Genomic DNA, 11691 nt, shown 5'->3' with positions numbered 1-11691 from the left:
GGGAGAAGGTCGGGGTAGGGGAAACGGATTTCCCAAAATCAACATTAAGGAGAATTATCATGAGTTTTATGTTGGCACTACCTAAAATCAGCCTCCACGGCGCAGGCGCGATCGGTGATATGGTCAAGCTGGTAGCGGGCAAACAGTGGGGCAAGGCGCTGATCGTCACCGACGGTCAGCTGGTGAAGCTGGGCCTGCTGGACAGCCTGTTCGCCGCGCTGGATGAACAGCAGATGGCTTATCAGCTATTTGACGAGGTATTCCCCAACCCCACCGAAGCGCTGGTGCAGCAAGGCTATGCGGCTTACCAGGCGGCCCGCTGCGATTACCTGATCGCCTTCGGCGGCGGTAGCCCGATTGATACCGCCAAAGCGATAAAAATCCTCACCGCCAACCCAGGCCCCTCCACCGCCTACTCCGGCGTCGGCAAAGTGAAAAACGCTGGCGTGCCGCTGGTGGCCATCAACACCACCGCCGGCACGGCGGCGGAGATGACCAGCAACGCGGTAATTATCGATAGCGAGCGGCAGGTGAAAGAGGTGATTATCGACCCGAACCTGATCCCGGATATCGCCGTCGACGACGCCAGCGTGATGCTCGACATTCCGCCAGCCGTTACCGCCGCCACCGGCATGGATGCCCTGACCCACGCCATCGAGGCCTTTGTCTCGGTTGGCGCCCATCCGCTGACCGACGCCAACGCCCTCGAGGCCATTCGTCTGATTAACCTGTGGCTGCCGAAAGCGGTAGACGATGGGCACGATCTGCAGGCCCGCGAGCAGATGGCCTTTGGCCAGTATCTGGCGGGCATGGCGTTCAACAGCGCCGGTCTCGGGCTGGTACATGCCCTGGCCCATCAGCCTGGCGCCACCCATAATCTGCCGCACGGGGTATGCAACGCCATCCTGCTGCCGATCATCGAAAACTTTAACCGCCCGAACGCGGTGGCGCGCTTTGCCCGCGTGGCGCAGGCGATGGGCGTCGATACTCGCGGCATGAGCGATGAAGCTGCCAGCATGGAGGCCATCAATGCCATCCGCACGCTGAGCAAACGCGTAGGGATCCCCCAGGGTTTTAGCCAGCTTGGCGTCAGAAAAGCCGATATCGAAGGCTGGCTGGATAAAGCGCTGGCCGACCCATGCGCGCCGTGTAACCCGCGCCCCGCCAGCCGCGATGAGGTTCGCGAGCTCTATCTGGAGGCCTTATGATCCGTAAAGCCTTCGTCATGCAGGTGAACCCCGACGCGCACGAGGAGTACCAGCGCCGCCATAACCCCATCTGGCCAGAGCTGGAAGCTGTGCTGAAAGCGCACGGCGCGCACCACTACGCCATCTATCTCGATAAAGAACGCCATCTCCTGTTCGCGACGGTGGAGATTGAATCGGAAGCCCGCTGGGAAGCGGTCGCCAGCACGGAAGTATGCCAGCGTTGGTGGAAATACATGCGCGAGGTGATGCCCAGCAACCCGGACAACAGCCCGCTGAGCGCGGAGCTCAAAGAAGTGTTTTATCTGGCGTAAAAATAACTGGCCTCCCTCCAGACGGGAGGCCGGTCGATTAAACGGTCATTGCATTATCGCGCAGCGGCTCGGTTTTCGTCTTACCCGCTAACGTAAACGCGGATATTAAGGTGACGGTCAGGGCAATACCGCCGAGGATCATGTAGGTATCCTGAAAGCCGATCCGATCGTACATATTGCCGGCGAAAGCGGAGAGAAAGATCGCCGCCACCTGCTTGGCGAACTGGAAGCCCACCAGATAAATGGTCGCCGACAGCCGGACGTCAAACACGCCGGTGATGTATTTAAAGGCGCCCACCAGCAGGAACGGCACCTCCAGCGCATGGAGCATTTTCAACGCTACGACTTCCGCGGCGGTGGTGGCGAAGGAAGAGCCAATCATTCTTGCCGCCATCACCATCCCGGCGATCAGCAGGGTATTCTTCGCTCCGATACGGTTAATAATCCACGGCGAGCTGAACATAATGATGGCGTTACATATTTCTCCCGCGGTGGTGGCGAAACCAAAGGCGCGGGTGCCCGCTTCCGGGGTCACGAAGAACGATTTGAAGAAAGTGGCGAACTGCTGATCGAAAACGTCATACACGCAGGCCACGCCGATAACATACAGAATAAACATCCACATCTTACGCTGGCGGAACATGCGCACCGCCGTTTTTAAATCGATCGCCGGGCGATTGGCGCCGAGCGAGTCCATTACCTGCGCGGACTGACTGGCCTGCGGTTTGGCGATGGCCACCAGCACCACCAGCAGCAGCGCGGCGGCCGACCCCATCCAGAACACCCATTCGGGATTAATGCTGAACAGCATTCCGGCGGTAGTCGCGCACAGCGCCCATCCCAGGCAGCCAAAGGTGCGCGCCTTGCCGTATTCAAACCCGCTGTTGCGGCTTACCCGTTCGATATAGGCCTCCATCGCGCCGGCGCCTGCGGAGAATACAAAGCCGATATAGGCGCCGCCGCTCAGCGCCCCGAGCCAGATATTGGTTTTCAGCAGCGGAGCGAAAACATAAAGGAAGAAGGGAGCAATCAGCACCAGCAGAACGGTCACGATCCACATCAGGTGTTTTTTCAGCCCCAGCTTGTCAGAGATCACTCCGAGGATCGGCTGGAAACAGATGGCGAACAGCGACAGGCTGGAGAAAACGAGGCCGGTTTCGGTTTTATTCAGGCCGATGACGTCCGACAGCCAGATCGGCAGAAACGGAAAGCAGGTGGCCATGATGAAGAAGTAGAGAAAGAAGAACAGCCCGAAAATCCAGAAGTTGGGGTTGTTTTTGTGGGTACAGACGGTCGGGTTCATTATATTTTCCTCAAGAAGGGCCGCAGCGCGGCCCGATACCATCACACGCGTTGCAGACCAATCAGAATGGCGCTTTCCGGGTCGAGGATGGGTAGCGCCAGCCCCGCCTGCTGCAGCCACTCACCGCTCACCGTCTGCGGCGTCGTCATCCATGCCGGCAGCTTCCGCATGGTGTGGCCGCCCTCACCGGTGATCTGAATGTTCGGATGATCGAGGAGCGTCACCTGATAGCGGGCGCTCGCCTCCAGGCCCGCCAGGCGCAGCGGCGCCATCAGGGTATAGTCCGGCATCGCCAGCTGGCTAACGAGGAAGATCGCCTGCGCTTTATCCGGGCTGACGACGCCATGGGCAAGGGTGGTGGCGTCCGGCATATCTATTCGCCACTGCACGCCGTGATGGATCACGTCGCGCCACTGTTTATGCAGGGCCGCATATTTTCGGTATCCGGCGCGCTCTTCTTCATCAGCGCTCACCGGATCCAGCTCAAGGCCCATATGACCGAACAGCGCCGTCAGGCCGCGGAAGGCGATACTATGCTGGCGGAAGGTGGCATGACAGTGGCGATTGCCAATATGCGCGCCCATTACCTCGGGTGGAAAGAAGTAGCTCATGCCGCGCTGGATGGTGTTGCGCTCAAGGGCGTCATTGTTGTCAGACGCCCAGAAGCGATGGCTGCGTTTGAGGACTTCATAATCGATCCGTCCGCCGCCGGAGGAGCAGGATTCAAATTCAATGTGCGGGAAACGGGCCACCAGCGTATCCAGCAGGCGGTAGAACTGGCGCGTTTGCGCGTCCGCAGCGGCGCGTCCCTGATGCCCAGGCTGCACCAACTCGCGGTTCATATCCCACTTCACGTAGTCCACCGCATGCTCGCCCAGCAGCCAGCTCATCCGCTCCAGCAGATAATCAAACGCTTCGGGAATGTTGAGGTTCAGGACAAACTGATGGCGGCCGGTCAGCGGGGTATAGCCCGGCAGCGCCAGCACCCAGTCCGGGTGCGCCCGGTACAGATCGGAATCCGGGTTAATCATTTCCGGCTCCACCCAGATACCGAATTCCATACTTAGAGACTTCACGTGATCGATAATCGGCGTCAGGCCGTAGGGGTATTTTTTCTCATCGAGATACCAGTCGCCAAGCGCCGCCCAGTCGTCGTTGCGCCCTTTAAACCAGCCGTCATCGATAATAAAGCGCTCGACGCCCAGGGCCGCCGCTTCGTCGGCCATACGCATGATGTAGTCCGGGTCGTGGTCGAAATAGATCCCCTCCCAGGTGTTGAGATGCACCGGGCGCGGTTTGTTGCCCGGGAAACGAATAATCCGTTCGCGCAGATAACGATGGAACTGCTGGCTCATGCCGTTCAGCCCATTCGCCGAGTAGCTGGCATACAGGTACGGCGTCCACAAGGTTTCCCCTTCCGCCAGCGCCATTTCGCCCGGCAGATAGAGCGCCTCGGCCTGCAGATAGCGACGGCCATCGGTTTTCACCTCCGCCCGCAGGCGATGGTTACCGCTCCAGGCCAGATGCACGCCCCAGACTTCACCCTGCATCTCGCTAAAGGCGCGGCTGCCGGTGATCAGGGCCGGGAAATGTTCGTGAGAGGTGCGCCCGCGGCGGTTCTCCAGCACAAAGCTGTCGTGCTCCAGCGTCAGGCGATGAGGCTGAAACTCGCGGATCCAGCGGCCATGGAAAGCCATCACCTCGCGAGCGCGTTCGGCGACCGGCAATGTGACCGCCAGGCGATCCACCTGCCATGGGCTGGCGCGCAGATTGGTCACGCCATGGCGCACGCTCAGCACGCCGCTGGCATCCAACGCGATCTCGCTCTGCAGGCGCAGGCCGGCCTGCGGATCTTCGCTGACCAGGGTCAGCGTCTGGCCCTCGTGCCGCACTTCGCTGGTGGTGAACAGCGGAGAGGCATCCAGCCCCTGACGATGGCCTTCAATGCCCGGCGCGCCAAACAGACCATGGCCCAGCTCCGCCATTAAGGTCACTGGCGAATCAACATCCAGTCTGCCGTTGGCGACCGGGCGCGTCAGGCTGTCGGCATCCTGCGGCGAAAAGTGGCTTAAATGCGGTCCCCAGTAGACAATTTCGGCGAAAGGGCGGGTTTTAATCACAACATCGGCACCGGCGCTTTGCAGGTGAATCAGCGAATCAGACATCAGACATCTCCATTACAAGGAATGTCTTACTGTTGATCCGAAACGTTTCGGATGCCAACCAAAACGTTTCGGATCCGTGATCGGCTTCAGAATTACGGGTTAAAAAGGGGTAAGATCAGGCGGTTTCACCCGGGATAAATTCCGGCTGCCATAGCACCTGCAGCGTGGCGAGATCCTCCCCGGCGATTAAGCGGCGCACCATATCGGCAATCTGCCGTCCCACGCCCTGGCGCGTGGACTGGATCACCGCGGCGACATCGGTCTCAATGATGCTGTCCTGCGGCAACCCGTCGTACACCACCAGGGCGACGCGGTTGTCGCCGGTTAAACGCCCCAGATGGGCGAGCGCCATCGCGGCGCCATCGCCATGGGTGTTGCAGTCGGTGATAATCGCGGTAGGCGGCTCAGGCAGACGCAGCAGCTCCAGCGTGGCCTGATAGCCGCCGCGGCGCGTCGCCGGCACGCTACGCAGCCATGCATCGGATAACCCCGCCTCGCGCAGGGCATCGAGGTAGCCGTTACGCCGTTGCAAAATAAACGCCTGATTGTTGTTCTCGCCCAGCAGAGCGATACGCTGGTGGCCCTGTTGAATCAGATGGCGGGTGGCGCGGCAGGTGCCGGCATAGTTATCGAAATCAAACCAGGCGTAGGGCTGCGCCAGGCGGCTACGGCCGAGCGCCAGAAACGGAAAGCCGGAGGCCTGCAGCTGCGCCAGCCGCGGATCGTCATCCAGAGTATGGGCCACGATTAATGCATCGACGCGACGGCCCTGCACCATGCGCATATAGCCATGTTTATCCGCCTGCTCATCATCGGCGATCAGCAACAAATCAATGTCATGGCGCGCCAGCTCATGGCTGATCTCCCCGACCATCTCGAGAAAAACGTTATTGTTGAGCGGCGCGGGGCGGACAGGAAAGACGAGACCAACGGCATCAATGGTGCCCATTTTCAGACGGCGGGCGAAAGTGTTGGGGCGATAGCCCCGGCGCTGCGCTTCAGCCTCAACCCGGGCGCGGGTCTCCTGCGACACATCATCGTAGCCGTTCAACGCCCGGCTGACGGTCGTGACGGAGATCCCAAGTTGTTTGGCAATGGCTTTCAGCGACATAAAAATCCCTGTTTTCGCATAGGAAAGCTAGTTTCCCGCAATATGGCTATGACGTCCAGCGAGCGCGCGTCCCCCGCCGACGCGATGTCAGTTTTGCTCAGCGATCAGCAGGGCCTGCGTATCCGGCTCCAGCGCCTGAAAAACATGCTCCTGATCCGCCGGGTAGCAGATATAGTCGCCCTCGCCGAGCTCTTCCGGCGCCGACGTCAGCCCTACCCGCGCCCGCCCCTGGGTGACGATAATATGTTCCACCGAGCCTGGCGGATGCGGATGCGAAATGCGGTCGGCGCCGGGCTGGGTGAGCAGCAAATAGATGTCCCGACGCGCGCCGGGCGGACAGGCGGCCAGCAAAATGGCCTGATAGTTCGCCTGCTCTGCCACCACTTTGGTCCCCTCGCCGCGGCGGATCACCTGCGTTTTGTTCACCTGCGGCTCAAGCAGCCTGGCAAATGGAATATCCAGCGCTACGCAGAGCGACCACAGCGTTTCCAGACTCGGGTTGCCGTTGCCGGACTCCAGTTGAGATAGCGTGGATTTTGCGATACCCGCCCGACGCGCGACTTCCGCCAGCGAAAGCCCGGTCCGCGCCCGCTCCCGCACCAGACTTTTGGCGATAACGCTGATTGGCTGTGTCATACCCGCCCCTTGTTTTTTATATCGAACAATTCGTTCGCCTTGAAAAACGATCATTATGTGTTCATTATAATGGAAATTCGTTCGATATGGCTAAGTGTTATGAAACAAACTCTCTCCAGTCTCAGCGGAGACACGATAAAAGCGATTGTTTTGGTCTGCCTTGCCGTCGGGGTGGTGGGCATGTCCTATGGGTCGCTGGCGGTGGCTTACGGCTTCCCTTTATGGGTGCCGCTCTTGCTTTCGGTGTCCGTGCTGGCAGGCGCTTCTGAATTCATGTTTATCGGCATTGTCGCCAGCGGCGGTAGTCCGCTGGCCGCCGCCGCCGCCGGCCTGTTAGTCAATGCGCGTCATATCCCGTTCGGGGTGACCGTACGCGAACTGGTTGGTCGGCGCGCCTTAAGCTTTATCGGATGCCACATTATGAACGACGAGAGCGTGGTCTTTGGCTTGTCGCAGCCCACCCCCGCGCAGCGCAAAGCGGCCTACTGGCTGTGCGGCGCTGGCGTCGCGCTGATCTGGCCCCTCGGTACGCTAACCGGCGCGGCCGTCGGCAAACTGCTGCCGGCGCCGGAAACCATCGGGCTTGATGCGGTCTTCCCGGCGATCCTGCTGGCGCTGGTGATCCCGGCCTTTAAAAACCGCACTACGCTGATCCGCGCCGCCAGCGGCGCCGCGCTGGCGCTTGCCGCCGTACCGTTTGTGCCCACCGGGCTGCCGGTGCTGCTTTCGCTGTTCGGTTTACTGTCGAGGAAAAAATAATGGGCAATATGACGCTGTTTATCGCCGGTATCGCCATCCTGTCGCTGGGAACCTATCTGATGCGTCTCGGCGGCGCGAAGCTCGGCAATCGGCTGGCATTTTCCGATCGCTCGCAGGCGCTGCTTTCCGATGCGGCGACGGTGCTGCTTTTTTCCGTCGCCCTGGCCACCACTTTCTATGAGGGCGCACATTTCGCCGGTATGGCGCGCGTTCTGGGCGTTGCTTTCGCTGTGTTCCTCGCCTGGCGCAAGGTCCCGCTGATCGGCGTGATTATCGCCGCCGCCGTGGTGACCGCGCTGCTGCGCCTGGCGGGTATGCCCTAGGACGAGTAAGCGTAATCTGTAAAACCGCTGTGCTGTCCGGCGATCGTGCCTTCAAGCCACTGAATAACCGGTTCGATTTGCAGCGGGTGCCGCTGGTCTATCGTCAGTACAGGTCCTAACGACATGGGCTGCGCCCGCCCGGCCAGCTGGGCCAGCTCCGGCAAATACTCTTCTCCGGGGTGGCCCGGCGGCCGCGTCGCCAGCCGCGAGGCATAGCGCGCGACGGCCAGCTCCGGAGAGATATGGTTCCAGACCTCAATCACCTGCGCCACGCCCGCCTGCTGTAGCAGTCTCTGCAAGGTCTCCCGCGGCTGAAAGCCGAACCAGGCGTCGATCAACCAGACCATGCTGGCAGGCGATGCGCCGACAATCGACCAGATCACCTCATACGCCGCGCAGCCCAGCTGGCGATTCATCGGCCGGTCGACAGGGGCCAGGCGCGCCATAAACGGCTCTTTGATGCCGTCGATCGTCAATACCGGCAGGCTAAAGGTCTCCGCCAGCAAACGGGTAATGGTGCTCTTCCCCGACGCCGGAATGCCGTTGATTAAAATGGCCGTTTTGCAGCCTGGGGTCAGATGTCTGTTCATAGTAATGCGACAACCTCCTCCCGGCTGCGGGCCGTCCGCAGTTTGGCCATGGTGTCATTATTATCCAGCAGCGCGACGATGGAACGGATGCCCTCCTCGATATGCGCATTGCTGTCCCGGGCGCCAAACATAATAACAATGTCCGCTTTTTCACTGTCCGCAAAGGGAATAGGCTTTTCCAGCACCACCAGGCTAAAGCAGTTGCGTCTGACGCCGCATTCGGGGCGGGCATGGGGGATGGCAATCCCTTCATCAAAAACGTAATAAGCGCCATGATTTAAAGTATTGTCGATCACCGCCTGGCTATATTCCGTCGAAATAAAGCCTTTTGCCTCCAGCGGGCGGGCAGCCAGCTTTATTACCCGCTGCCAGTCGGACTCCACAACGCCAACCTGAATGGCATCGGCCTCAATAAGCAGTTCTTTTATGGTCATTCTCTGTTCCTAGATATTGCGGCGAATAATATTGCGTAAATTATCAATCTGCAGAAACAGCGCATCGATATCCTGCCGGTGGCTCTTACTTTTGGCATATACCGATAATGCCCGGTTGTAAGTCAACATCAATGTTTTTTGCACGTCGCTATTATCGGGCTGGCGCTGTAATTCGCCTTCCAGTCTGGCGATCTCTTCCGCCAGCTGACGGGACTGTTGATCATAATCCTGCAGCGGGTTTTGCTCTTTTTTCCACAGCGTTTTCAATGATTCAAACATAGCAAGCTCCCTCCCTGGCGGAAGACAGGGCAACAAAAGATATGTGTCGGTAAAAACGCTATTTAAATAGCGCCATTTTTTCCATTAATACGGCAGTCACTGCCTGGTTGGCGGGAATTAAAAATTTCCGTACGCTGTCATTTACTTTTCCTTTCTCAAACGTTGATTTACAGCGATCGACCCACTGCACGTTCATTTCCGTTCCGACGTTCACTTTATTAATCCCTTCGGTGACGGCCAGCCGCATATCCTCATCGCTGACACCTGTGCCGCCATGCAGCACCAGCGGCACGCCCGTCGCTTCGCTTATCGCCTTCAGCCGCGCATGCTGTATCTGCGCTTTACCTGTGTACAGGCCATGCACAGTGCCCACGGAGACGGCCAGCATATCGACCTGTGTCTCCTTCACAAAACGCGTCGCGTCTTCGACGGTAGTAAAACAGATATCTTCGGCAGCCACCGCTTTTCCATCCTCTGACCCGCCGATCGCCCCCAGCTCACCTTCTACCGTAATATTCCGCGGCCGGGCCATTTCCACCACAATCCGCGTCTTACCGATATTTTCCTCGAGGCTTAAGTGAGACCCGTCGTACATCACCGAAGAAAAGCCCGCATTCATTGCCGTCTCGATGGCTTTAATATCGGAGCAGTGATCGAGATGCAGGCAGGTCGGGATATTTTCACTGTCTGCTAATGAACGCACGGCATCGACCAGTAACCGATACCCCAGATACTCTGCGGTACCGGTTGATATTTGGATCATTAATGGGCTGCGGCTGTTTTGCGCGGCTTTGAAAAAAGCCGGTAACATCTCAATACAGTGCAAGTTAAACGAGCCAATCGCTTTAAAATCTCTTTCCTGAGCGATTTTTAATATCTCATTAAAATTATACAGACTCATGAACACTTTCCCCTTTCGGCTTAGCGGATTTACCGTTTACAAACCATGCCAGTGCGGCGACAAACACAATAAACAAGGCGACAAAGAGCCAGTTATTCTGGAAGGCGTGGCCTAATACCAGACCGGAGCTGATGACGTCTGAATCGCTGAAGGTGACGCCCGTAAAGCCGTAGCTCTCCAGCATGGGTACCAGAATGGCCGGCAGAAATGTGATAAACAGGCCGTGAATCACCCCGCCGATCATCGCCCCGCGACGTCCGCCCAGCGCATTGCCAAATACCCCTGCCGTACCGCCGGCGAAAAAGTTGGTTAACAGCCCGGGGAGAATCATCGCCAGGCCGAACATCGGGAAAACCAGCATGCCGATAATCGAGCCGACAGTCGTTGCCAGAAATCCAACAATCACCGCATTCGGCGCATAGGGAAATAGCACAGGGCAATCGAGAGCGGGCTTTGCATCCGGGACAATACGCATCGCGATACCGCGAAAAGCCGGCACCAGCTCATTGAGTAATAAACGCACGCCGCTATAGAGGACAAAGACCCCGGCGACAAACTGGATGGACTGCATGAAGGCATACATCAGGTAATTAATGCCGCCGGAGAACTGCGCGATGTACTGCGGCCCCGCCGCGATAGCCGGGATGAGATACATTGGCACCATCACCACCGCCATGGCCAGATAGGTATCCTGCAGAAACTTAAAGTTATCAGGCAGTTCGAGATCTTCCGTGGAGCGAGAGCCTTTTCCGACAACTTTAGCGACCGCAGCCTGCACCAGATAGCCAATAGTACAGAAGTGCCCCAGGGCCACATCGTCAGACCCGGTAATGCGCCTGACCACCGGCTGCGCCAGGGCCGGCATTAACACCGCCNTCACGCCGCCGAAGATGCCCCCGGTTAAAATCAGCGGTACGCCGGTGAGCCCGGACTTATAGCCAATCACGGCGCCGATCGTCGCTATCCACAGCAGCGCCTGGCCGGTCAGAAAAATATATTTCAGCGGCGTCAGCCGGGCGATAATAATATTGACGGCAAAGATCACCAGCAGCGTCAGCGCCACCTCCGAACCTAATTCCCGATTCGCTAACCCGGCGATGGCGGCCACATCGGTAATATAGCCTTTCATGCCAAATCCCTGGGTGAAAATATCATTCAGGAAGGTCAGCGTGGCGACAATGATGTTTATCCCGGCCATCATAATTAAGAAACCGAGCAGCGTTTTAAATGTCCCTTCCGCGGTTTTGCCTGGCGATTTCTTTTGCAGGATCAGGCCAAGCATGGCAATAAAAGCAATAAGANTGGATGCCTGGCCGAGTAAATCCTTAACGATAAACGCCACGAAGCTATTCATAATCAGCCACCTTCAGATGACGTTCTTTTAAGAATGCGACGATCTTAGTTTCAATCTCCTCTTTATCAGTAAGTTTATTCAACACCACGACACGTTTAATTTCTTCTTCGCTGGCATCGGCAGTTAAGATGTCGGCAAAGGTTTTTTGCGTCAGAATCATATCTGATTTAAAGGCCCCAGCTTCGGAAACGGTGGTGTGTTCAATATGAGCGGGAATTTCCAGCTTCTTTAAAACTGCCTTCGCCGTCATTTCAATGGCAAAGCTTGAACCGAGGCCGCAGCCACATACGCATAAAATTTTCAGCATGGAGGGTCTC

Annotated in this window: 14 protein-coding genes; 4 read left to right on the top strand and 10 right to left on the bottom strand. The window is 58.0% G+C overall.

All coding sequences use genetic code 11. The features are described 5' to 3' along the window. Positions 1-59 precede the first annotated feature (59 nt). A complete protein-coding gene (gene fucO, locus VZP09_RS21105; RefSeq protein WP_032433726.1) occupies positions 60-1208 on the top strand; it encodes a lactaldehyde reductase in 1149 nt (382 codons plus the stop codon). Continuing rightward, positions 1205-1519 (top strand): L-rhamnose mutarotase, encoded by a 315-nt coding sequence (gene rhaM, locus VZP09_RS21100; RefSeq protein WP_004181618.1) that lies wholly within the window; start codon positions 1205-1207, stop codon positions 1517-1519. Before fucO ends, rhaM begins: the two co-directional genes overlap by 4 nt. 37 nt (positions 1520-1556) lie before the next feature. Here rhaM and VZP09_RS21095 read toward each other — a convergent pair whose 3' ends face one another. The 4 genes from VZP09_RS21095 to VZP09_RS21080 form a co-directional block, all read right to left on the bottom strand. Then, on the bottom strand, positions 1557-2822 hold the full coding sequence (locus tag VZP09_RS21095; protein ID WP_015959203.1) for an MFS transporter: 1266 nt from the start codon (positions 2820-2822) through the stop codon (positions 1557-1559). 41 nt (positions 2823-2863) lie between these two features. Then, complete coding sequence (locus VZP09_RS21090) at positions 2864-4987, bottom strand: alpha-galactosidase (protein WP_114265502.1); 2124 nt, start codon at positions 4985-4987, stop codon at positions 2864-2866. 115 nt (positions 4988-5102) lie between these two features. Next, positions 5103-6098 carry a substrate-binding domain-containing protein gene (locus tag VZP09_RS21085; protein WP_002882866.1) on the bottom strand — a complete coding sequence of 332 codons (996 nt, stop codon included), beginning with the start codon at positions 6096-6098 and terminating at the stop codon, positions 5103-5105. A gap of 87 nt (positions 6099-6185) precedes the next feature. Then, positions 6186-6734 carry a helix-turn-helix domain-containing protein gene (locus VZP09_RS21080; RefSeq protein WP_002882865.1) on the bottom strand — a complete coding sequence of 183 codons (549 nt, stop codon included), beginning with the start codon at positions 6732-6734 and terminating at the stop codon, positions 6186-6188. A gap of 99 nt (positions 6735-6833) precedes the next feature. Between VZP09_RS21080 and VZP09_RS21075 the strand changes: the two genes are divergently transcribed. Further along, positions 6834-7493 (top strand): AzlC family ABC transporter permease, encoded by a 660-nt coding sequence (locus tag VZP09_RS21075; RefSeq protein WP_004195589.1) that lies wholly within the window; start codon positions 6834-6836, stop codon positions 7491-7493. Continuing rightward, positions 7493-7816 carry an AzlD domain-containing protein gene (locus VZP09_RS21070; RefSeq protein ID WP_064164632.1) on the top strand — a complete coding sequence of 108 codons (324 nt, stop codon included), beginning with the start codon at positions 7493-7495 and terminating at the stop codon, positions 7814-7816. Before VZP09_RS21075 ends, VZP09_RS21070 begins: the two co-directional genes overlap by 1 nt. On the opposite strand, the gene VZP09_RS21065 is transcribed toward VZP09_RS21070, so the two are convergent. The 6 genes from VZP09_RS21065 to VZP09_RS21040 form a co-directional block, all read right to left on the bottom strand. Then, complete coding sequence (locus tag VZP09_RS21065; RefSeq protein ID WP_019725423.1) at positions 7813-8406, bottom strand: AAA family ATPase; 594 nt, start codon at positions 8404-8406, stop codon at positions 7813-7815. The two genes, VZP09_RS21070 and VZP09_RS21065, sit on opposite strands and share 4 nt — an antisense overlap. Further along, positions 8403-8840 carry a PTS sugar transporter subunit IIA gene (locus VZP09_RS21060; protein WP_002882861.1) on the bottom strand — a complete coding sequence of 146 codons (438 nt, stop codon included), beginning with the start codon at positions 8838-8840 and terminating at the stop codon, positions 8403-8405. The genes VZP09_RS21065 and VZP09_RS21060 overlap by 4 nt, the downstream gene beginning before the upstream one ends. Positions 8841-8849: 9 nt before the next feature. Then, entirely contained in the window at positions 8850-9119 is a 270-nt protein-coding gene (locus VZP09_RS21055; RefSeq protein WP_002882858.1) for a hypothetical protein, read from the bottom strand. Positions 9120-9177: 58 nt separating this feature from the next. Continuing rightward, positions 9178-10020: a class II fructose-bisphosphate aldolase gene (locus VZP09_RS21050; protein WP_032415943.1), complete on the bottom strand. Its 843-nt coding sequence runs from the start codon at positions 10018-10020 to the stop codon at positions 9178-9180. Further along, the gene (locus tag VZP09_RS21045; protein WP_328795393.1) at positions 10007-11374 is read right to left on the bottom strand and encodes a PTS sugar transporter subunit IIC; all 1368 of its coding nucleotides are present in this window, start codon (positions 11372-11374) and stop codon (positions 10007-10009) included. Before VZP09_RS21045 ends, VZP09_RS21050 begins: the two co-directional genes overlap by 14 nt. After that, positions 11367-11681: a PTS sugar transporter subunit IIB gene (locus VZP09_RS21040; protein ID WP_004151864.1), complete on the bottom strand. Its 315-nt coding sequence runs from the start codon at positions 11679-11681 to the stop codon at positions 11367-11369. The genes VZP09_RS21045 and VZP09_RS21040 overlap by 8 nt, the downstream gene beginning before the upstream one ends. Positions 11682-11691 lie beyond the last annotated feature (10 nt).

Source organism: Klebsiella sp. EMBS2024 (genome assembly GCF_036233805.1).
In the GTDB taxonomy this organism is placed as follows: domain Bacteria; phylum Pseudomonadota; class Gammaproteobacteria; order Enterobacterales; family Enterobacteriaceae; genus Klebsiella; species Klebsiella pneumoniae.
The sequence above is the reverse complement of the archived record's forward strand: the minus strand, read 5'-3'. Positions and strand labels throughout refer to the sequence as shown.